Origin of the sequence: Roseateles oligotrophus (assembly GCF_014204525.1) — a bacterium.
GTDB lineage: Bacteria > Pseudomonadota > Gammaproteobacteria > Burkholderiales > Burkholderiaceae_C > Paucibacter_A > Paucibacter_A oligotrophus_A.
In genome coordinates this window covers 12023-32177 of record NZ_JACHLP010000005.1, presented here as the reverse complement: position 1 = coordinate 32177, position 20155 = coordinate 12023, and the positions used below count along the sequence as shown (strand labels likewise).

18 protein-coding genes are annotated in these 20155 nt (G+C 66.7%); 3 read left to right on the top strand and 15 right to left on the bottom strand.

Going from position 1 to position 20155, the window contains the following annotated elements; all coding sequences use genetic code 11:
- Positions 1 to 92: 92 nt before the first annotated feature.
- From HNP55_RS12680 to HNP55_RS12670, 3 genes are all read right to left on the bottom strand, one after another.
- Positions 93 to 1370: a dihydrolipoamide acetyltransferase family protein gene (locus HNP55_RS12680; RefSeq protein ID WP_184299845.1), complete on the bottom strand. Its 1278-nt coding sequence runs from the start codon at positions 1368 to 1370 to the stop codon at positions 93 to 95.
- Positions 1371 to 1379: 9 nt separating this feature from the next.
- Positions 1380 to 2384, bottom strand: coding sequence for a transketolase C-terminal domain-containing protein (locus HNP55_RS12675; RefSeq protein WP_184300677.1), 1005 nt, complete (start codon positions 2382 to 2384; stop codon positions 1380 to 1382).
- A gap of 62 nt (positions 2385 to 2446) precedes the next feature.
- Complete coding sequence (locus HNP55_RS12670) at positions 2447 to 3736, bottom strand: thiamine pyrophosphate-dependent enzyme (RefSeq protein ID WP_184299843.1); 1290 nt, start codon at positions 3734 to 3736, stop codon at positions 2447 to 2449.
- A gap of 284 nt (positions 3737 to 4020) precedes the next feature.
- Here HNP55_RS12670 and HNP55_RS12665 point away from each other — a divergent pair, with 284 nt between their 5' ends.
- On the top strand, positions 4021 to 6012 hold the full coding sequence (locus HNP55_RS12665) for a bifunctional 2',3'-cyclic-nucleotide 2'-phosphodiesterase/3'-nucleotidase (RefSeq protein WP_184299840.1): 1992 nt from the start codon (positions 4021 to 4023) through the stop codon (positions 6010 to 6012).
- Positions 6013 to 6021: 9 nt separating this feature from the next.
- On the opposite strand, the gene HNP55_RS12660 is transcribed toward HNP55_RS12665, so the two are convergent.
- The 4 genes from HNP55_RS12660 to sbcB all read right to left on the bottom strand — a co-directional run bounded on the left by HNP55_RS12660 (position 6022) and on the right by sbcB (position 9960).
- Entirely contained in the window at positions 6022 to 6342 is a 321-nt protein-coding gene (locus tag HNP55_RS12660) for a hypothetical protein (protein WP_184299839.1), read from the bottom strand.
- Between the two features lie 132 nt (positions 6343 to 6474).
- Positions 6475 to 7416, bottom strand: coding sequence for a GGDEF domain-containing protein (locus HNP55_RS12655; protein WP_184299837.1), 942 nt, complete (start codon positions 7414 to 7416; stop codon positions 6475 to 6477).
- Positions 7417 to 7570: 154 nt separating this feature from the next.
- Positions 7571 to 8449 carry a DNA ligase gene (locus tag HNP55_RS12650; protein ID WP_184299835.1) on the bottom strand — a complete coding sequence of 293 codons (879 nt, stop codon included), beginning with the start codon at positions 8447 to 8449 and terminating at the stop codon, positions 7571 to 7573.
- Positions 8450 to 8517: 68 nt separating this feature from the next.
- Positions 8518 to 9960 carry an exodeoxyribonuclease I gene (sbcB, locus tag HNP55_RS12645; RefSeq protein WP_184299833.1) on the bottom strand — a complete coding sequence of 481 codons (1443 nt, stop codon included), beginning with the start codon at positions 9958 to 9960 and terminating at the stop codon, positions 8518 to 8520.
- A gap of 97 nt (positions 9961 to 10057) precedes the next feature.
- Here sbcB and HNP55_RS12640 point away from each other — a divergent pair, with 97 nt between their 5' ends.
- Positions 10058 to 12448 (top strand): penicillin-binding protein 1A, encoded by a 2391-nt coding sequence (locus tag HNP55_RS12640; RefSeq protein ID WP_184299831.1) that lies wholly within the window; start codon positions 10058 to 10060, stop codon positions 12446 to 12448.
- Here the strand turns inward: HNP55_RS12640 and HNP55_RS12635 are convergent.
- Both HNP55_RS12635 and HNP55_RS12630 read right to left on the bottom strand, forming a co-directional pair.
- The gene (locus tag HNP55_RS12635; protein WP_184299829.1) at positions 12445 to 13461 is read right to left on the bottom strand and encodes an NAD-dependent epimerase/dehydratase family protein; all 1017 of its coding nucleotides are present in this window, start codon (positions 13459 to 13461) and stop codon (positions 12445 to 12447) included. The genes HNP55_RS12640 and HNP55_RS12635 overlap by 4 nt on opposite strands.
- A 10-nt stretch (positions 13462 to 13471) precedes the next feature.
- A complete protein-coding gene (locus tag HNP55_RS12630; protein WP_184299827.1) occupies positions 13472 to 14593 on the bottom strand; it encodes a beta-ketoacyl-ACP synthase III in 1122 nt (373 codons plus the stop codon).
- Positions 14594 to 14792: 199 nt separating this feature from the next.
- Between HNP55_RS12630 and HNP55_RS12625 the strand changes: the two genes are divergently transcribed.
- On the top strand, positions 14793 to 15770 hold the full coding sequence (locus HNP55_RS12625; protein WP_184299825.1) for a GMP reductase: 978 nt from the start codon (positions 14793 to 14795) through the stop codon (positions 15768 to 15770).
- A 56-nt stretch (positions 15771 to 15826) separates the two neighbouring features.
- Here the strand turns inward: HNP55_RS12625 and HNP55_RS12620 are convergent, their stop codons facing one another.
- From HNP55_RS12620 to HNP55_RS12595, 6 genes are all read right to left on the bottom strand, one after another.
- Entirely contained in the window at positions 15827 to 16171 is a 345-nt protein-coding gene (locus HNP55_RS12620; protein ID WP_221439573.1) for a hypothetical protein, read from the bottom strand.
- Positions 16137 to 16355 (bottom strand): DUF433 domain-containing protein, encoded by a 219-nt coding sequence (locus HNP55_RS12615; protein WP_184299823.1) that lies wholly within the window; start codon positions 16353 to 16355, stop codon positions 16137 to 16139. Before HNP55_RS12615 ends, HNP55_RS12620 begins: the two co-directional genes overlap by 35 nt.
- Before the next feature lie 45 nt (positions 16356 to 16400).
- Positions 16401 to 17459: an alkene reductase gene (locus tag HNP55_RS12610; protein ID WP_184299821.1), complete on the bottom strand. Its 1059-nt coding sequence runs from the start codon at positions 17457 to 17459 to the stop codon at positions 16401 to 16403.
- A 106-nt stretch (positions 17460 to 17565) separates the two neighbouring features.
- Positions 17566 to 18909 carry an ATP-binding protein gene (locus HNP55_RS12605; RefSeq protein WP_184299819.1) on the bottom strand — a complete coding sequence of 448 codons (1344 nt, stop codon included), beginning with the start codon at positions 18907 to 18909 and terminating at the stop codon, positions 17566 to 17568.
- Positions 18906 to 19604, bottom strand: coding sequence for a response regulator transcription factor (locus HNP55_RS12600; RefSeq protein WP_184299817.1), 699 nt, complete (start codon positions 19602 to 19604; stop codon positions 18906 to 18908). The genes HNP55_RS12605 and HNP55_RS12600 overlap by 4 nt, the downstream gene beginning before the upstream one ends.
- Before the next feature lie 63 nt (positions 19605 to 19667).
- Complete coding sequence (locus tag HNP55_RS12595) at positions 19668 to 20132, bottom strand: Spy/CpxP family protein refolding chaperone (protein WP_184299815.1); 465 nt, start codon at positions 20130 to 20132, stop codon at positions 19668 to 19670.
- Positions 20133 to 20155: the final 23 nt, after the last annotated feature.

The following is a 20155-nucleotide window of genomic DNA, read 5'->3' as shown; positions in this document are numbered from 1 at the left end:
AGGGGGCAGCAGCAGCGCGCGGCCAAAATACGCGCAATACACGCTCAAGTCATACGTTACTTGACAGCCATCATAGGCCTGCCCGCCAGCCCCTAATCGATAAATAACTGGGCCGGACTCTCCAGCAAGGCGCGCACGGCCTGGATGAAGCGGGCCGCATCCTGGCCGTCCACCACGCGGTGATCAAAGGAGGAAGACAGATTCATCATCTGCCGCGCCACGACCTGGCCGCCCACCATCATCGGCCGCAAGACCATGCGGTTGACGCCCACGATGGCCACCTCGGGGTGGTTGATGACGGGCGTGCTGACGATGCCGCCCAGCGCCCCCAGGCTGCTGAGGGTGATGGTGGAGCCGCTCAGTTCGTCGCGGGTGGCGCGGCCCTGCCGGGCCACCTCGGCCAGGCGGGCGATCTCGGCGGCGCAGGCCCACAGGTCCAGCTCGCCGGCGTCGCGCAGCACCGGCACCATCAGGCCGGCATCGGTCTGGGTGGCGATGCCCAGGTGTACGCGGCGATAACGCGTCAGCACACCGGCTTCGTCGTCCAGGCGGGCATTGATCTGGGGGAAGTCGGCCAGGGCGCGGCTGAGGGCCCGCACCAGAAAGGGCAGCACGGTCAGCTTGCCGCGGGCCGCCCCATGCTGGCTGTTGAGGCGCTGGCGCAAGGCCTCCAGCTCCGTCATGTCCACCTCTTCCACATAGCTGAAGTGGGGGATGCGGCGCTTGGATTCCTGCATCTTCTTGGCGATGACCCGGCGCAGGCCGGTGATGCGCAGCGGGGTCTCGTCGTCCGGGCTGGTGGCTCGCGGCGCGGGGGCCGGTGCGGGTGCTGCCACCGGCCTGGGCGGCGGCAGCTTGGCCCCGCCCTGGGCCAGAAAGGCGTCCAGATCGGCCTGCATGATGCGCCCGCCGGGGCCGCTGGGTCGCAAGGCCTGCAAGTCCACCCCGGCCTCCCAGGCCCGGCGGCGCAGCGAGGGCGAGGCGATGGGGCGCTCGGCCAGTTGCTGGGCCGAGGCGGTTTGCTCGGGCTGATGGGGGCGCCGAACCGGCTCGGCCCTGGCTTCGGCGCGGCTTGCCGCCGGGGCAGGTGCAGCGAGGGGCGCGGCCGGACTCGGCTTCACCCCCTCCCCCACCGCAATACGAATCAGCGCCGCGCCCACCCGCATCAGCTCGCCCGCCTCGCCGCCCAGCTGCAAGACCTGGCCGGCCACCGGCGAGGGGATCTCCACCGTGGCCTTGTCCGTCATCACATCGGCAACGATCTGGTCCTCGGCGATGGTCTCGCCCACCGCCACCCGCCAGGCCACCACCTCCACCTCGACAATGCCTTCGCCGATGTCCGGCATCTTGATCACATATTCTTGACTCATGGCGCGTCCTCAGGCTTCCATCGCTTGTTGCAGGGCGGCGGCCACGCGGGCCGGGCCGGGAAAGTAGTCCCATTCCTGGGCATGGGGATAGGGGGTGTCCCAGCCGGTCACGCGGGTGATGGGCACCTCCAGGTGGTAGAAGCAATGCTCCTGGATCAAGGCCACCAGTTCGGCGCCAAAGCCACTGGTCCGCGTGGCCTCGTGCAGCACCACGCAGCGGCCGGTCTTCTTGACCGAGGCGGTGATGGCCGCCAGGTCTAGCGGCCAGATGCTGCGCAGATCGATGATCTCGGCATCCACCCCCAGCTCGCGGGCGGCGGCCTCGGCCACAAACACCATGGTGCCGTAGGTCACCACCGTCACGTCACGGCCGGGCTTGAGCACCGCCGCCTGCTCCAGCGGCAGGCTGTAATAACCCTCGGGCACCAGGCCTTTTGGATGCTCCGACCAGGGCGTGGAGGGCCGGTCGTGATGGCCATCGAAGGGGCCGTTATACAGGCGCTTGGGCTCCAGAAAGATCACCGGGTCATCGCATTCGATGGCGGCGATCAGCAGGCCCTTGGCGTCATAGGGGTTGGAAGGCATGACCGTGCGCAGGCCGCAGACATGGGTGAACAAGGCCTCGGGGCTCTGGCTATGGGTCTGGCCGCCGTAGATGCCGCCGCCGCAAGGCATGCGCAGGGTGATGGGCGAGGTGAAGTCGCCCGCCGAGCGGTAACGCAGGCGCGCGGCCTCGGAAACGATCTGGTCGGAGGCCGGGTAGAAGTAGTCGGCGAACTGGATCTCCGCCACCGGCCGCAGGCCATAGGCCGCCATGCCCACGGCCACACCGACGATGCCGCCCTCGGAGATGGGGGCGTCGAAGACGCGTTGATTGCCATACTTCTTCTGCAGGCCGTCGGTGCAGCGGAACACGCCACCGAAATAGCCCACATCCTGGCCGAACACCACCACATCGGGGTTGCGGGCCAGCATCACATCCATGGCCGAGCGCAGGGCCTGGATCATGGTCATGGGCACGCCGGCCGCTGTGCCCTCACCTTCCTGCGCCTGCAGGGGAAGCTGTTCGTTTTTCATCAGTCACGCCCTCCGAAGTGCCGGGCCTGGGCCATCTGTTCGCGCAGATGGGCCGGCATGTCTTTGTAAACATCCTCGAACATGGAGGCGATGCTGGGAATATGGCCGTTAGCCAGGGTGCCGAACTGCTCGGCCTCTTTTTGCGCGGCGATCACCTCGGCCTCCAGACTTTGCTGGGCCGCCTCGTGCTGGGCCTCGCTCCATTCGCCCAGGCCTATCAAATGGGTTTTCAGCCGGGCAATGGGGTCGCCCAGGGGGAAGCGCTGCCAATCGTCCGCCGGGCGGTATTTGCTGGGGTCGTCCGAGGTGCTGTGCGGGCCGGCGCGGTAGGTGACCCATTCGATCAGCGTGGGCCCCAGATTGCGCCGCGCCCGCTCCGCCGCCCAGCGCGAGACGGCGTAGACGGCCAGGAAATCATTGCCATCCACCCGCAGCGAGGCGATGCCGCAACCGACGCCGCGCGCGGCAAAGGTCGTGCCCTCGCCGCCCGCGATGGCCTGGAAGGTGGAGATGGCCCATTGGTTGTTGACCACGTTCAGGATCACCGGCGCGCGGTAGACATGGGCGAATGTCAGTGCGGTATGGAAGTCAGACTCGGCCGTGGCGCCGTCGCCTATCCAGCCCGAGGCGATGCGGCTATCGCCCTTGATCGCGCTGGCCATGGCCCAACCCACGGCCTGGATGAACTGGGTGGCCAGATTGCCGCTGATGCTGAAGAAGCCCGCCCGTTTGATGGAATACATCACCGGCAACTGGCGGCCCCGCATGGGGTCGCGCTCGTTGGAGAGCAATTGGCAGATCAGCTCCACCAGGGACACATCCTCGCGTGACAGCAGCAGGCTTTGCTGGCGATAGGTGGGAAAGCACATATCGCCCTGCTCGCCCTGCCTGAGCGCCATGGCGTGGGCCGAGCCAATCGCCTCCTCGCCCAGGCTTTGCATATAGAACGAGAGCTTTTTCTGGCGCTGGGCGATCAGCATGCGGGCGTCGAAGACGCGCGTCTTCAGCATGGCCAGCAGGCCGCGGCGCAACTGCTCGGGGCTGAGCCCCGGCGCCCAGGGGCCTTGGGCCCGGCCGTCTTCGTCCAGCACCCGGATCAGCCGGTAGGCCAGCTCGCCGGTGTCCGCCGCGGCCACATCGATGGGCGGCATGGACACGGCACCGGCGGGCGAGAGGCGGAGGTAGGAAAAATCGGTGTGGCAGCCGGGGCTGCCGGGTCGGGCACTCGGTTCCGGCACATGCAGGCGCAGGCGCTCGGCCGCTGGATCGGGGACAGGGTTCTGACTCATGCAACAAACTCCCGCGCGGGTCTCGCGCCAAGATTGTTCAATCCTTGAGCGGCTTATGCGGGCCCGGATGGCGGGCTCGCAGCAGCAACTCGCTGGCCGTGCCTGGGTGTGGCACGGCATGACCCGAGCGTAGCCGATTCGCAAGGCCCCGACACCCTGCCCAGGCAAGACCTGGCCCCGAAGTTTCCCCAATCCGCACACCGGCGCGTTCCAAACCCGCGCAAACCCAGGCAAGCCCGCATTAGGATGATCCATCTCCCAGCTCTTGAGCCGCCTTTCCTGCCATGCCTAACGCCATTTTCCCCCGCGCTCTGCTGCTTGCCCTGGGCTTGTCCGGCTGCTTGTTGGCGGGGGCCCAAGCGCAGGACAGCCGGCTCAAGCTGCGCCTGATGCAGACCAGCGATCTGCATATGAATCTGCTGAACTACGACTACTACCAGGACAGGCCCACCGAGGAGTACGGCCTGGCCAGGACCCTCACCCTGATCCAGCAGGCGCGTGGCCAGGTCGCCAACAGCCTCTTGTTCGATAACGGCGATCTGCTGCAGGGCAATCCCCTGGGCGATCTGGTGGCCCGCATCAAGCCGCTGGCACCGGGCCAGACGCATCCGGCCTACAAGGTGCTCAATCTGCTGCAGGTGGACGCTGCCAATATCGGCAACCATGAATTCAATTACGGCCTGCCTTTTTTGCGCCAGGCGCTCAGCGGCGCCGGCTTCCCCTACGTCAATGCCAATGTGATGCGGGCCGAGGCGGCTGGCAAAGCCCGCCATGCCTTCACGCCCTATGTGCTGCTGGAGCGGCAGTTCAAGGATGAGGCCGGAAAGACCCAGCGCCTGAAGATAGGCGTGATCGGCTTTGTGCCACCGCAAATCATGCAATGGGACCGCCCGCTGCTGGCGGGCCGGGTGCGAGCCGAAGACATGGTCGAAACCGCCCGCCGTCTTGTGCCCCGCATGCGCCGCGAGGGTGCGGACCTGGTCATCGCCATCGCCCACTCGGGTTTCGAGAAAACCCCGCAAGGCCGGCTGGCCGAAAACACCGTGGCCGAGCTGGCCCAAGTGCCCGGCATCGACGCCCTGCTCTTCGGCCATGCCCATGCCGAATTCCCCGGCCCGCAATTCGCCGACTACCCCGGCGTCGACGCCCAGCGCGGCCGCATCCACGGCGTGCCCGCCGTCATGCCCGGCCGCTGGGGCGATCATCTGGGCATCATCGATCTGGAACTGCAGCGGGCCGGCAAGAGCCGGCGCTGGACGCTCAGCCACAGCCAGGCCCAGCTGCGCCCCATCTTCGACCGCCAGACCCGCCGCGCCCTGGTCGAGGCCGATCCGCTGGTCGCCCATGTGATCGCGCAGGAGCATGCCGACACCCTGGCCCATGTGCGGGCCCAGCTGGGCCTGACGCCGACGCCGATTCACAGCTACTTCGCCCAGGTGCTGGACGAAGCCTCGGTGCGCATCGTGGCTCGCGCCCAGTTGGCTTATCTTGAACGGGCGGTGCAAGGCACGGCATTTGAAGGCCTGCCCCTGCTGGCCGCGGCCGCGCCCTTCAAGGCCGGCGGCCGCCAGGGTTGGAGCCACTACACCGACATCCCGGCCGGCCCGCTGGCCATCAAGCATGTGGCCGATCTCTACGTCTACCCCAACACCCTCAAGGTGCTCAAGCTCAGGGGCAGCCAGATCCGGGAATGGCTGGAGATGTCGGCCGGGCAGTTCCGCCACATCGACGCCCAAGGCCCCGCGGCGCAGGACTTGCTGGCGCCCGAATTCCGCGCCTACAACTTCGACAGCCTGCGCGGGCGCGAGAGCTACCGGCTGAACGGGCAGGAGCTGAAAGCGCCCGAGCTGAGTTACGAGATCGATGTCAGCGTGCCTGCGCGTTATGACGCCGAGGGCCGCCGCAGCGAGAGCACGGCCTGGCGCATCAGGAATCTGCGCTTCCGCGGCCAGCCGCTGGACGCGCAGGCGGAGTTTCTGGTCGCCACCAATAATTACCGCGCCAGCGGCGGCGGCAATTTCCCCGGCCTGGGCGCCAGCCAAATCGTCATCGACTCGCCGGACGAGAACCGCCAGGCCTTGGCGAGCTACCTCGCGCAGATGTCGGGCAAGGCGGAGCCGCCGCCCCAGGCCGCCTGGCGCATCCTGCCCGTGCCGGGTGTGTCCCTGCGTTTCGAGTCCGGCGCCGGCGCGCAGAAATACCTGCCGGACTGGCCGCAGCTGCGCCTGCTGGAGGCCCGCGGCGATGGTTCGCTGCTGCTGGAGTTGCTGCCCTGATCCAGGGGCTCAAGCCTTGATATTCAGCAGCGCGCCGCTGCTGTCCAGCTGCGATTGCAGCACACGCAGATTGGCGACAAAGGCGTAAGTGTCCTGCTTGCGGCTGCTCAGATCGGCCTCGGCCGACTGGCTGGCCGCGGGCACCTGCTGCAAGACCCGGGCACGGGCCGCATCGGCTTGCGAGTTTTCGGCCTGGGCCTGAGCCTGCAATTGACGGGCCTCGGCCGAGCTGGCCTTGGCCGCCGCACTGCTGGCACCGGATGCACTGGCGCGCAAGCGTTCATTGGCCGCGGAAATACCCGACAAAGTGGTGGACAGGCCGATAGACATGATGGCAACGCTCCGAGCAGCAGGCGAAAAACCGGGATGGCTCCCGGCCTATCGGCCGCTTTTTTCGGAACTTTAGAAATAAAAGGCAAAAAACCTTTTATTTCTGCCTTCTTGCCTGCTCACACGGGGCCCTCAAAGAGCCAGCTCCTCAAAGCCGCCGGCCGAGACGAAGACCCGCACGCTGTCCCCCCCGGCCGCCTTGGCCTCGGTGCAGGCCAGGGCCGCGGCGCCCAGCACGGCGTCCACCGTTTCCAGGCTGTTCTGCACCTGGACCACGCCCAGGCAGGCCTTGACCCGGGTGCGATGCAGGCCCCAGCGCAGGCGGTAGGAGGCCACGCCGGCGCGGATCTTCTCGGCCACGATCTGGGCGTAATGCTGATCGCAATTGGGCAGCAGGACGGCGAAATGATCGTCCTCCAGCCGCGCCACCAGATCGGAAGCGCGCACCTTGCTGAGCAGCAACTGGCCCAGGCCGTAGAGGAAATGGTCGCCCACCTCGACGCCCATGCTGCCAATCACCTCGGTGAAGCGGTCCACATCGATCCACAGCACCGAGACCGGCAGCTTGCGGGCGCTGCCCACATGCTCGGCCAGGCGGCGTTCGAACTCGCGGCGATTGGCCAGCTCGGTCAGCTGGTCGTGCTTGGCCGTCCAGGTCGGCTGCAGGCGGACTTGCCGCGCGGCCGTGACGTCTTGCACGATCCACAGCGACTCCGAGCCTTTTTGATCCCAGTACAGCGGCGTCGCCTGCAAGCGGCCCCAGAAGCGGCTGCCGTCATGGCGCACATACTCGATCTCTTCGTCGAAGGGGCGGCCGCCGCCGAAGGCCGTGCCCATGCGTTCCAGAATGGCTTGGTGAGCCGCATCGGAGACATGGACCCGGCGTACCGGCTGGCCGCTCAGCTCGCTGTCATCGCCATGGCCGAAGAGCTGGTTGAACTGTTCGCTGACCATCTCGAAACGGCCCTCGCGGACAAAGCCCATGGCCATGGGGGCGCGCTGCATCAGGGCGCTCATGCGGGCCGCCAACTCGGGCTCGCCGCCGGCAGAGGCCACAACAGGTTTGCTTGACATCAACAACACTCCTTGTCCGCTAAGCCATCCAATGAGGGCTGGCTTCCGTAGGTGTAACCGTTTTTCGCTTGGAAGAAAACCCGGAACTGCCTGAGCAATGACCTCTATATTCCACGGCAGCTTGCCCAGCCCCGCAAAAGCCGCAGGGGATCAATCAAAGCGGCTGCACCCGCACAAAGCTGGCGAAGCGCGGCAAGCCGGTGGCGGTCAGCCCACGATAACGGTAAGTCACCACGCTGCCCACCGCGGGCGGCAGGCGGCGCTGGGCGTCGCTGAAGCCCGTACCCAGCGAGAATTCCTGGCCCTGGCCATTCCTGACTCGCAATGCTCCCATCAGGCCGGCCAGACGCCCGGTCCCAGGCAAATGCGCCAGCACCACCGCTTCATCGTCATCTTGGGGCTTGAGCTTGAGCAGGACTTCGCTGCGCCCACTCAGATACGGGGCATCGGCACGGTGCAGCATCAAGCCCTCGCCCCCGTCTTGCAGCACCTGGGCCAACTGCGCGCGCAGGGCCGCTACGTCGCTGCCGGGGCTTTGCCGCAGGGCTTGCACGGCGTCCCAAGCCAGCTCCCTGGCCAGGTCACGCAACAAACCGGCGCGCTGCTCGAAGCTGCCCTCGGCCTCGGGCAGCTCAAACAGCATATAGCGCATGCGCGCCCATTCCCCCGCCTCCGGCCGGCTGCGGCGCAAGGCCACCGCGGTGGCCTCGAACTGGCCGCGGCCCAGCCATAACTCGCCATCCAGCGGGCGCGCCGGCAGGCGCCGGCTGAAGTCCTGGGGCAGATTCAAGGCCAGGCCCTGGCGGGAAATCATGGCCTGGCCGTTCCAGAAGGCCCGCACGCCGTCGAGCTTTTCGCTGACCAGATAGTCGCCGAGCCGGAGCGTCGCCAGATCGCGCGGCGCATTCCTGGCCAGCAGCAAGGCGGGCGCCGCGGCATCCCTGGGCTTGGCCGCCAGGCCGGGGGCCGCCCAAAAAGCACTGGCCCCGCTGGACCAGGCCGCCAGGGCTTGCAAGACTTGCCGCTTGTTCATGCCGACCTCCGCTGACGAGTTGTCAAGCAAGAGCCATCATCGGCATATCGAGTTCAAGCTTCAAGCCCTCAGGCTGCTGGCGCGATCTGCTCCGCCCATTCGTACAAGGCGCCCAGAATCTCCTGGCCCCGCTCGTCCGCCGCCTCGCTGAGGCTGTCGATCTGATCGAAAAAAGCCGCCAGGGTCTGCGCCCCAGCGGCACCCTCGTGCAGACGGGCGGCGCAATGCGCGGTCCAGCGCTGCTGCTCGGCCTCGCTCAGGCTGGCGGCGAAATTGCGCGCGCGCCAGCGGAACACCAATTCCTCCAGGCGCTCGTCCTTGAACACCAGCCTGCCTTCGGCGGCCCGCTCGGCCAGGGCCGCGGGCGTCAGGCCGAGCAGGCGGCTCAAGGCCTTGCGATCCTCCGGGCCGACGAAGCCGCCGTACAAATCCTCGTCCACATCGCCGCCGCCCTCCAGGCCGGCACGCTGATAGACCTCGCCCCACAGGCCGCTGAGCAGATGGCCTTGCTCGGCCAGGCGCTGGGCGTGTTGCAGGCCCTGGGCCAGGTCCAGCCCCCAGCGCTGGGCCATCTCGGGCGAGAGAATCTTCAGGGCGCTGATGACGATGGGCGATTTATTGACGTGGATGCTCTTGATGGGCAGGCGGCTCACGCCCTCGGGCAGATCGGCCTGCTTGACGAAGAGGCGCTCGCGGATGGCGGCGGCATTCAGCGTTAGCAGCTCGCTGGGGTCTTCGCTGCAGTCCCAGACGATCAGTTCATTCTTGTTCGTCGGGTGCGGTGCCAGCGGCCAGACCAGGGCGATGCAGCCGCGCTCGGGCGCATACATGCCGGAGATGTGCAGAAAGGGCCGGCCCACGCCAATCTCCGCCCAGACCGCGTCTTTCTTGTGCAGCTTGAAGCAGAAGTCCCAGAGCTTGGGCTGGGCCTGCTTGATCAAGCGGGCCAGGGCGATGGTGGCGCGCACATCGGACAAGGCATCGTGCGCGGCCTCGTGGGCCAGGCCGTTGGCCTGGGTCAGATGCTCCAGCTTGAAGCTGGGCCGGCCGTCCTCATGCCGGGGCCAGGTCAGGCCCTCGGGCCGCAAGGCGTAGGCGCAGCGCACGACGTCGAGCAGATCCCAGCGGCCGCAGCCGTTCTGCCATTCGCGGGCATAGGGCTCGCGCAGATTGCGCCAGAGCAGAAAGCGGGTGACCTCGTCGTCGAAGCGAATGCTGTTATAGCCCAGGCCCACCGTGCCGGGCGCGGCCAGTTCGGCCTCGATGGCGGCGACGAACTCATGCTCGGACAGGCCTTGTTCGGCGCAGGTCTGGGGCAGGATGCCGGTCAGCAAACAGGCCTCGGGGTCGGGCAGGCTGTCCAGCGGCGGCTGGCAATACACCATCAGGGGCTGGCCGATTTCGTTCAGCTCGGCATCGGTGCGTATGCCGGCAAACTGGGCCGGGCGGTCGCGCCGCGGCACGCGGCCAAAGGTTTCGTAGTCGTGCCAGTAAAAAGTCATCTCGTGCATGGGCGGCACGATACCGCATTCGCTGGGCACAGCCCTCTAAGCAGTGCCCGCGGAGATCGTGATAATCGGCCACCGATTCCGTTTCAACACCTCTTCGATGACTGCTGACAAGAACACCGCCACACCCCTGGCCCGCATCCTCGCCTGGGCCCAGGACGGCCGCGTCTGGCGCCGCCTGCTGGTCTGGGCCGGCGCCGGCCTGGCGCTGATCCTGCTGCTGCTGGCCATCGCCGCGGCCTTTGTCTACCCCACCCTGCCGGACCTGGACAATCTGAGCGACTACAAGCCCAAGCAACCCCTGCGGGTGTACACGGCGGACGGGCAGCTGATCGGCGAATTCGGCGCCGAGAGGCGCCACTACCTGCCGCTGGCGCAGATTCCCAAACGCATGCAGGACGCCTTGCTGGCCACCGAGGACCGCTATTTCTACAGCCACGGCGGCATCGATGTCCGCGGTGTTGCGCGTGCCCTGCTGGCCAATCTGACGGCCTCACGCAGCCAGGGCGGGTCCACCGTCACCCAGCAATTGGCACGCGATCTCTACCTGACGAAAAAGAAGCTCTACAGCCGCAAATTCATCGAGGCGCTGCTGGCCTACAAGATCGAAAGCCAGCTGAGCAAGGAAAAAATCCTCGAGGTCTACCTGAACCAGATCTATCTGGGCCAGCGAGCCTACGGATTCGAGGCCGCGGCCGAGACCTATTTTGGCAAGTCGCTCAAGGACTTGAGCCTGGCCGAAACCGCCATGCTGGCCGGCCTGCCCAAGAATCCGGCTTATGCCAACCCCATCAGCAATTTCCAGCGCGCCAAACGCCGCCAACTGGTGGTGCTGGAAAGCATGAAGGACTTCGGCGTCATCAAGCAGGCCGAACTGGACCAGGCCAAGGTCGAAGAGTTGCGCATACGCAGCGCCCAGGACCCCCGCCTGCATGCCGAGTTCGCCGCCGAGATGGCCCGTCAGGCCGTCTACGCCCAATATGGCGACGAGGCCTACACCCTGGGCCTGCAGGTCCACACCGGCCTGATCGCCGATCAGCAAGGCGCCGCCTACAAAGGCCTGCGCCGCACCCTGCTGGAGCTGGAGCGCCGCAAGCCCTATCGCGGCCCCGAGGGCTTTGTCGAACTGCCCAAGGACGAGGCCGAGCAGGACGATGCCATCGACCAGGCCCTCAGCGAACACCCGGACAACGACGATCTGCGCGCCGCCGTCGTGCTGAGCGCCAGCCCGAGCAAGATCCTGGCCGTGCTGCAAAGCGGCGACGAGGCCCTGGTGCAGGGCGAAGGCCTGCGCTCGGTCCAGGCCGCGCTCGCCGCCAAGGCCAGGCCGGAGTTGCGCATCCGGCCCGGCGCCATCATCCGCTTGCTGCGCGGCAACCCCAGCAAGGCCGAACCCCAGGGGGCCTGGATGGTGACGCAATCGCCCGAGGCGGAAGGGGCCATCGTGGCCGTCGAGCCTGCCACAGGCCTGGTGCGCGCCCTGGTCGGCGGCTTCGACTTCCATCGCAACAAGTTCAACCATGTGACCCAGGCCTACCGCCAGCCGGGCTCCAGCTTCAAGCCCATCGTCTACTCGGCCGCGCTGGAGCAAGGCATAGGCCCGGCCACACTCGTAGAAGACGCGCCCCTGGTCTTCGGCAGCTGGGAGCCCAAGAACTCGGACGGCCAGTTCGACGGCCCCATGACGGTGCGTACCGCCCTGGCCCGCTCCAAGAATATGGTGACGCTGCGGGTGATGGAGCAGGTCGGCCCGGCCCGCGCCCGCGCCTGGGCCGGCCGTTTCGGCCTGGAGGTGGACAAGCAGCCCGCCGACCTGACCCTGGCCCTGGGCTCGGGTGCCGCCACGCCGCTGCAGATGGCCAGCGCCTATGCCGTGTTTGCCAACGGCGGCTATGCGCTCAAGCCCCTGCTGATCACCCGCATCCTGGACGCCAAGGGCGCCGTGCTCTTCGAGGCCAAGCCGCAAGCCCCGGCCGAGGAGCTGCGCGCCATCTCCGAGCGCAATGCTTTTGTGATGAGCAGCCTGCTGCAGGAAGTGACCCGCAGCGGCACGGCGGCGCGCGCCTCCGGGGCGCTGCGCCGCAGCGATATCTACGGCAAGACCGGCACCACCAATGACTCGGTGGACGCCTGGTTTGCGGGTTATCAGAAAAACCTGGCCGCCGTGGTCTGGGTGGGTTATGACAACCCGCGCTCCCTGGGCGACCGCGAGTTTGGCGGCGGCCTGGCCATGCCGGCCTGGATAGACCTGATGGCGGTGGCGCTGAAAAATGTACCGATCAGCGAGATCGCCCCGCCGGCCGAGGGCTTGCTGCACAGCGATGGCGATTGGTCCTTCGAGGAATTCGCGGGCGAAGCCGGCGTGCGCTATCTGGGCAGCAATACGGAGGCCGTGGCTGCCGCCGCCTCGGCGGCCTCGGCTGCGGCGGCCGGCCTTGCGCCGCCGGCGGCCGCCACTGCAGGCAGCGCCACCACCTTCCCGGTGCGCTAACTCAGCAGAGACTGCAGGACCTCGGCCTCGCGCGCGGGGCTCAGGCCGGCCTTGCTGAAAACCTGCTCGGCCGCCGACAGGCCCCGCCACCAGGCCCAGGTGTCGGCCACGGTGTCCAGCAAGGGGCGCAGGCGCAGGCCCGCGTCCAGCGCGGCCTGGTTTTCGCAGCGCATAAAGGCGGCGTAGTCGGGCTCGGCCGGCAGGCACAGCGGCAGATCGACCCAAGGTTGGAGGCCTTGCGCCATCAGGGCGGCCAATTCGGCGCGCTGCCAGCGGGGCTCAAAACCCAGGCCGGTGGCTTGCACGCAGGCCTGCAGCAGATCGCGGCCACGAATGCTGCCCGGCGTGCTGGCCGCGTTGAAGACACCACTGCGGTTTGCCGCCAGCAGATGCAGGATGAATTGCGCCAGATCACGGGCGTCGATGAATTGCAGCTGCGCCTCGTCGGCAATCGGCATCAGCAGCGGCTCGGCCGGGCGCGCCCGGCCTATGCGCGCCGGCCAGTAGCTGAAGCGCTGAGTCGGGTCGTGAGGCCCCACCACCAGGCTGGGCCTGACGATGCTGCAGGCCTGCGGAAAATACTCGCGCAGCCTGGCCTCGCAAGCGGCCTTCAAAGGGCCGTAGCTGGCGCCCGTAACTTCTTCGATCGCCGGATCGCTCAGGACACCCAGGGCGCTGTCCTCCCGATTGGGTGCGGCAAACGAGGCATAGGCCGAGACGCTGGACACCAGGGCATAGCGCCCCACCCTGCCCTGCAGCAGCCTGGCCATGGCCTCGACCTCACGCGGCAGATAGGCGCAGCAGTCGACGACCGCATCCCACTCGCCCCGGGCCAGGCCCGACAGATCGCCGCGCCGGTCCCCCAGCACGCGCCGCAGCTGCGGCGCTCTAGCAAACAGCGCGGCCCCCGTCTGGCCACGGTTGAACAGGGTCAGCTCATGGCCCTGGGCCAGCGCCGCCTCGACCAGATGGCGGCCGACGAACTGCGTACCCCCCAGGACCAGCAAGCGCATGGCCGGCCGCTCAGCGCTTCTTGACGATCACGCTGCCGACCGAGTAGCCGGCGCCAAAGGAGCAGATCACCCCCAGATCGCCCGCCGCCAGATCGGCGCGATGGCGGTGGAAGGCGATGATGGAGCCGGCCGAGGCGGTGTTGGCAAACTCGTCCAGAATCAGCGGGGCCACGTCGGAACCGGCCTCACCAGCGACCAGCTTCTTGATGATCAGCTGGTTCATGCCCAGATTGGCCTGGTGCAGCCAGTAACGCCGCACGCCCGCGGGCTGGCAATCATGCTTGGCCAGATGCGCCTCGATGTGGGCGGCAGCGATGGGCACCACCTCCTTGAAGACCTTGCGGCCTTCCTGGCGGAAGGTCTTGTCGCGGGCCAGCGGGTCACTGTCCTCGGCGCGGTTCATGAAGCCGAAGTTGTTGCGGATATTGTTGGAGAACTGGGTCGCCAGTTGGGTGCCCAGGATCTCCCACTGGTCCTGGCCCGTGGCCAGATCGGCGCGCTCGACGATCAAGGCTGTGCAAACGTCGCCAAAGATGAAATGGCAGTCGCGGTCGCGCCATTCCAGATGGGCCGAGGTGATCTCGGGGTTGATCACCAGCACGCATTTGGAAGCACCGGAGCGCACGGCATTGAAGGCCTGCTCCAGCGCAAACGTGGCCGAGGAACAGGCCACATTCATATCAAAGCCATAACCGCCCGCGCCCAGGGCTTGCTGGATCTCCACCGCCATGGCCGGGTAGGCGCGCTGCATATTGGCGCTGGCGCAGAAGACGGCGTCGATATCGCTGGCCTGCTTGCCGGCGGCGGCCAGGGCCTCGCGGGCCGCGTCCACCGCGATCTCGGCCATCAGCGAGATTTGATCGTCCGGCCGCTCCTTGAAGCGCGGGTACATGCGCGTGGGGTCCAGCACGCCGTCCTTCTCCAGCACATAACGCTGTTTGATGCCGGAGGCCTTCTCGATGAACTCCACGCTGGAATGCACCAGGGGCTGCCGCTGCCCCGCCGCAATCGCCTCGGCATGCCGGGCGTTTTGCAGATCGACATAGGCATTGAAGGCTTGCACCAATTCGGCATTGCTGATGGTGTGCGGGGGCTGGTAGAGACCGGTGCCGCTGATAACGACAGAGTGCATGGAAGATCCTGGGAGGCAAAGAATTGGTATGAATTTGATCAGTTTAGCGGCTGGATAGCGCGGTAACGACGCGTAGAATCAATCACCGGGCCCAAATTTTGGCGTCCGGTTTTTTCTGGCCGGACCCAAGTCAAGCGCTCGCAGCCCAGGTGGTGCACTGCTTGCAACGCACCCCAATATGCGAACTTGGACTCTTGCCATGGAAATCTTCGACTACGACAACATCCTCTTGCTGCCGCGCAAATGCCGCGTCGAGAGCCGCGCCGAATGCGACACCTCGGTGGCCTTTGGCCCGCAGCGCTTCAAGCTGCCTGTCGTGCCCGCCAATATGAAGACGGTGGTGGACGTTCCCATCACCGAGTACCTGGCCGCCAACGGCTATTTCTACGTCATGCACCGCTTCGATCTGGACACGGTGGCCTATGCCAAGTCCATGCGTGACAAGGGTTTGTTTGTCTCGATCAGCTCGGGCGTCAAGCCCGCCGACTACGCCGTCATCGATCGCCTGGCGCTGGAGGGCGTGGGCGCCGACTACATCACCATCGACATCGCCCACGGCCACGCCGACAGCGTGCAGCGCATGATTGCCCATATCAAGCAAAAGCTGCCCCAGGCCTTTGTGATCGCCGGCAATGTGGGCACGCCCGAAGGCGTGATCGATCTGGAGAACTGGGGCGCCGACGCCACCAAGGTCGGCATCGGCCCGGGCAAGGTCTGCATCACCCGCTTGAAGACGGGCTTTGGCACGGGCGGCTGGCAGCTCTCCGCCCTCAAATGGTGTGCCCGCGTGGCGACCAAGCCCATCATTGCCGACGGGGGCATACGCCACCACGGCGACATCGCCAAGAGCGTGCGCTTTGGCGCCGCCATGATCATGGTGGGCTCGCTCTTCGCCGGCCATGAAGAGTCACCCGGCAATACCGTCGAAGTCGACGGTAAGCTCTACAAGGAGTACTACGGCTCGGCCAGCGACTTCAACAAGGGCGAGTACAAGCATGTGGAAGGCAAGCGCATCCTGGAGCCGGTCAAAGGCAAGTTAGCCGACACCTTGCGCGAGATGGAAGAAGACGTACAAAGCTCGGTCTCCTACGCCGGCGGCCGCTGCCTGGCGGATCTGCGCAAGGTCAACTACGTAATTCTTGGGGGGGAGAACGCGGGGGAACATCTCTTCATGTAGCTGCTCTGCGCTGGCCCCGCGTTCCGGCGCAGCCAGAACGCGGGGGGAACACCTCTTCAAGTCTCGGCTTGCAAGAGAACGTAGGTGCCCGGCTGAAGCTTCGCCAGCGCCGTCTCAAGGACAGGAAGCAGTGGCAGCAAGTAGGGCAATTCGTTTGACACGGCGTCCAATACCAGCACTGCCACCGGCAAGGCCGACCTATTCTGTTGATAGGGAAGATTCTTGTCGACGGTGATGAATGCGTCGAAACCTTCGGCCGCAAGAGCCAGCAGTTTTCCATTCTTGACGCCGGACCAGCCCTGCTGGACCACCGTTGACACCTGATGCAAGGGCAGCGACCTCTTCAGGCGCGCTGGAACACATTCGTCAAGCAGCAGGCGCATCGGCGGCGAGGCGCTCACGAGCAGCCTCAAGTACTGCGACGACCCGCTCACGGGACAGCGCCGGAAAATCCTCAAGAAAGTCCTCAAGCGATGAGGAGCCCTCAAGGTAATCGAACAGATTCTTCACCGGGACGCGAGTGCCTGTGAAGCAAAGCGCTCCACTCATGATTTCCGGGTCTCGCTTGACAAGTGCAGAGTCCATAGACGCCTCCAGAGTTGAAGTTTAGCGCGAGGACAGCAAGCACCGTCAGCCAAGCACCGGATAGTCCGTATACCCCTTGGCCCCCGGCGTGTAAAAAGTGCTGGCGTCGGGCGCGTTGAGCGCGGCGCCGGCCTTGAAGCGGGCCGGCAGATCGGGGTTGGCCAGAAAGCCGGTGCCAAAGGCCACGGCGTCCAGCTTGCCCGCGGCCAGGGCCTGCTGCGACTCCTCCAGGCCATAGCCCATATTGCCGATCAGCAAGCCCTTGTAATGGGCCCGGGCCGGCGTGATCACATCGCCGCTCTGGGCCTGGAAGAAGTCGGCCCGCATCAGATGCAGATAGGCCAGCTTGAAGCGGTTCAGCTGCTCGGCCAGATAAGTGATCAAACCCACGGGGTCGCTGTCCACCATGCTGTTATAGCTATTCAGGGGCGAGAGGCGCAGGCCCACGCGTTCGCTGCCGATGGCGGCCGTCACCGCTTCCAGCACCTCGAAGAGGAAGCGGGCCCGGTTCGGCAACGAGCCACCGTAGGCGTCCTGGCGCTGGTTGGCGCCGTCGCGCAGGAACTGGTCGATCAGATAGCCGTTGGCACCATGCACCTCCACCCCGTCAAAGCCCGCGGCGATGGCGTTGCGGGCGGCCTGGGCATAGGCTTCGACAATGGTCGGGATTTCGTCGATGCGCAATGCACGCGGCACGGCGTTAGGCCGCTTGCCCTGGGGCGTATGCACCTCGCCCTCGATGGCGATGGCGCTGGGCGCTACGTTCTCGGCACCTTCATTCATGGCCGGATGGGCGGCACGGCCGGCGTGCCAGATCTGCAGAAAGATGCGGCCGCCCTTGGCATGCACGGCGGCCGTGACCTGCTTCCAGGCCGCTATCTGCTCGGCGGAATAAATGCCGGGCTCGGCATGGAAGGCCGAGGTGCCCGGCGCAATCATCGTGCACTCGGTGATGATGAGGCCGGCACTGGCGCGCTGGGCGTAGTACTCGGCCATCAAGGCATTGGGCAGATGGCCGGCATCGGCCCGGGTGCGGGTCAGCGGCGCCATCAGGAGACGGTTGGGCAGGGTCAGGGCACCGGCTTGCAAGGAGCTGAACAACATGGACAAGACCTTTCGTTTGAATGGGTAGAAGGCGAGGCAAGGTAACACCCACCGAGATGGCCTTGGGCCGGGCGGGGGCTCTCCAAAAAGGCGTATAGCAGCAGGCTCAGGCCGGCCGAATTTGCGCCGGCCTGGCGGGCAAAACCAGGCTCACCACCAGGCCGGGTTGCGCGTTGGCAAAGTCCAGCCGCCCCCCATGGGCCAGGGCGATCAAACGGCACAGGCTCAGGCCCAGGCCGGCCCCACCCTCGCTGCGGCTGCGCGCCGCGTCGGTGCGATAAAAGGGCTGGCCCAGCTGGCTCAGCTGCTCGGGCGGCACGCCCAGCCCCCGGTCGCGCAGCCGCAGTTCAATGCCTTGCTCGCTGCGCCGCGTACTCATTTGCAGCGGCCCCAGCTCGGGCCGGTGATGGCGGGCGGCGTTGTCCAGCAGATTGCGCAGCAGCAGCTGGATGCGCATGGGGTCCAGCTGCAGGGCGGGCAGATCCTGGGCCAGGTCCAGCTCCACCGGGCTGGTCTGGCGCCCGACCGCCTCGCGCACCAGCGCGTTCAGATCGGCGGCCTGCAGCTGCAAGGCCTGGTGGCCCGCGCCCAGGCGCTCGCTTTCCAGCAGATCGCTGATCAGCTCGCCCATCAAGCCCAAATCATTCAGCAAGGCCTGCTGGGCGGGGCCGGGCTCCACCAGCTCGGCATGCAGGCGCGCACGGGTCAGCGGGCTGCGCAGCTCGTGGCTGATGGCCAGCAGCAAGGCGCGCTTGCCGTCCAGCATCTGCTGGATGTCGGCCGCCATCTGGTTGAAACGCAGGGCCAGATCGCCCAGTTCATCGAGGTGACGCGGGCCCTTCAAGCCCACCCTGATCGGGATGCGGTGCTCAAACTCGCCCCGCCCAAAGGCTGCGGCGCCCAGGGCCATGGCTTGCAAGGGGCGCAACATCCAGCGCACGCTGGCGTAGGCCAGGGCCGTGACCAGCAAAAGCCCCGCCAACATCCACCAGGCCTTGCGGCTGGGGTGCTGCTGCCAGGCCAGGCCGGACAGGCCGATGCGCAGCTCATGCCCGTCCGCACTGCGGCGGCTGAGCTGCTCGGCCCAGGCCTTATGCCGGCTCTGCCAGGGATCGAAGGCAGACGGCTGCACGCCCCCGTCCGCACGCTCTTGCCGCGAACTCCAGTTCACCACCGGCCCGCGAATCGACACCTCCAGCGGCAGACGCTGCGTCAGCGCGCGGGCCCGCTCGATCTGGGGCGGCGAGCCCAGGTCCAGCACCACCCGGTCGACATAGTCGCTCATCAGAGGCTGGACCCAATAGCGCCAGCCCTGATCCAGCAGCTGACGCACGCCGCCGACCAGGATCAGGCTGCTCAACGCGGCCAGCAGCACAAAGACCAGCACCATGCGGGCGCCGAGCCGGTGGCGCAGGCGCTTGCTCTTCAAGGCAGGACTTGTGTTTTTCATGCCGGCAAGGCCGCCAGGGCGAAGCTATAGCCCACATTGCGCAGGGTCTTGATGGCGTCCAGCGGCTCCAGCTTGCGGCGCAGGCGGCTAATCAGGATGTCCACCGCGCGGGTGTAGAGATCGGCGTCCTGGCCGCGCAGCTGGTTGAGGATGTCGTCGCGGTGCCAGACCCGGCCGGGTTCGCGGGCCAGCAGGAGCAAGAGCTCGAACTCGGTGCCGGTCAGGTCTAACAAAACGTCGCCACGGCGCGCCTCACGACGCAGGCTGTCGATCTGCAAGCCCTCGAAACGCTGCACAGGGCTCGCCGCCAGCGGCACGGCCGGCGGGACCCGGCGCAAAATGGTCTGCAGCCGCGCCGCCAGCTCGCGCGGCTCGAAAGGCTTGGCCAGATAGTCGTCCGCCCCCAGCTCCAGACCCACCACCTTGTCCGTCAGATCGCCCCGCGCCGTCAGCATCAGGATGGGGATGTTGCGAAATACCCAGTCGCCCGCGCGTATGCGCTTGCACAACTCGAAGCCGTCCATCTCGGGCAGCATGCCGTCCAGGATCAGCGCATCAAAAGCCCGGGTCTGCAGGCTTTGCAGGCCCAGGCTGGGTTTGCAGGCCTGCTCCAGGCTGAAGTCAAACCTCGCCAGATACTGGGCCAGCGGCGGGCCCAGGGCTTGGTCATCGTCGATCAGGAGCAGATGGGGCATGGTGTTGCGGCGGCAGCGGTTGTTTCAAGTCATTGTGCCGCGCCAAGCCTCTGGCCTCTGGCCTCAGGCACGGCCATGGTGGCGATTCATGAAACCGCGCAGCTTTTCCTGCTGCTCGGGCCGCAGCGAGTCATAGAAACCCGCCACCGCGGCGATCAGCGCCGGCCCCTTGTCCTGCACGGCCGCCGTCTTGCTGTCCAGCAAGGCCTGAGCCGCCGCTTGGTCGAATTTGGGGCCGGCCAGCAGGGCTTGCACCGCCTGGCGGGACTCGCCCTTGGCGCCCATCATGGCCTCGCGCTGGGCTTGCAGGGTCTGGGCCAGCTTGTCCAGCTGCTGCTTCTGATGGGCGTCCAGATCCAGCTTGGCGCCGACCTTGGCGACGATCTGGGCCCGGCATTCGTTGGCGTCCCCGCCGTGGCGGCAGGAGCCCATGCGGTGGGCAAAGGCCGAGGCAGCAAAAGCGATCAGGCCCACACCGGTCAATGCCAGCAAGCCGCGCTTGAAGAAACGTTTTTGATAGAACTTCATGGGGAGAGACTCCGGTCTGCGTT

Coding starts and splice junctions, on each gene's coding strand:
- HNP55_RS12640 (WP_184299831.1), top strand. CDS start 10,058: ATGACTGCTGACAAGAACACCGCCACACCCCTGGCCCGCATCCTCGCC.
- HNP55_RS12670 (WP_184299843.1), bottom strand. CDS start 3,736: ATGAGTCAGAACCCTGTCCCCGATCCAGCGGCCGAGCGCCTGCGCCTG.
- HNP55_RS12630 (WP_184299827.1), bottom strand. CDS start 14,593: ATGCACTCTGTCGTTATCAGCGGCACCGGTCTCTACCAGCCCCCGCAC.
- HNP55_RS12660 (WP_184299839.1), bottom strand. CDS start 6,342: ATGTCTATCGGCCTGTCCACCACTTTGTCGGGTATTTCCGCGGCCAAT.
- HNP55_RS12675 (WP_184300677.1), bottom strand. CDS start 2,384: ATGACCATGATCCAGGCCCTGCGCTCGGCCATGGATGTGATGCTGGCC.
- HNP55_RS12655 (WP_184299837.1), bottom strand. CDS start 7,416: ATGTCAAGCAAACCTGTTGTGGCCTCTGCCGGCGGCGAGCCCGAGTTG.
- HNP55_RS12615 (WP_184299823.1), bottom strand. CDS start 16,355: ATGGACTCTGCACTTGTCAAGCGAGACCCGGAAATCATGAGTGGAGCG.
- HNP55_RS12625 (WP_184299825.1), top strand. CDS start 14,793: ATGGAAATCTTCGACTACGACAACATCCTCTTGCTGCCGCGCAAATGC.
- HNP55_RS12600 (WP_184299817.1), bottom strand. CDS start 19,604: ATGCCCCATCTGCTCCTGATCGACGATGACCAAGCCCTGGGCCCGCCG.
- sbcB (WP_184299833.1), bottom strand. CDS start 9,960: ATGCACGAGATGACTTTTTACTGGCACGACTACGAAACCTTTGGCCGC.
- HNP55_RS12635 (WP_184299829.1), bottom strand. CDS start 13,461: ATGCGCTTGCTGGTCCTGGGGGGTACGCAGTTCGTCGGCCGCCATCTG.
- HNP55_RS12650 (WP_184299835.1), bottom strand. CDS start 8,449: ATGAACAAGCGGCAAGTCTTGCAAGCCCTGGCGGCCTGGTCCAGCGGG.
- HNP55_RS12680 (WP_184299845.1), bottom strand. CDS start 1,370: ATGAGTCAAGAATATGTGATCAAGATGCCGGACATCGGCGAAGGCATT.
- HNP55_RS12665 (WP_184299840.1), top strand. CDS start 4,021: ATGCCTAACGCCATTTTCCCCCGCGCTCTGCTGCTTGCCCTGGGCTTG.
- HNP55_RS12595 (WP_184299815.1), bottom strand. CDS start 20,132: ATGAAGTTCTATCAAAAACGTTTCTTCAAGCGCGGCTTGCTGGCATTG.
- HNP55_RS12610 (WP_184299821.1), bottom strand. CDS start 17,459: ATGTTGTTCAGCTCCTTGCAAGCCGGTGCCCTGACCCTGCCCAACCGT.
- HNP55_RS12605 (WP_184299819.1), bottom strand. CDS start 18,909: ATGAAAAACACAAGTCCTGCCTTGAAGAGCAAGCGCCTGCGCCACCGG.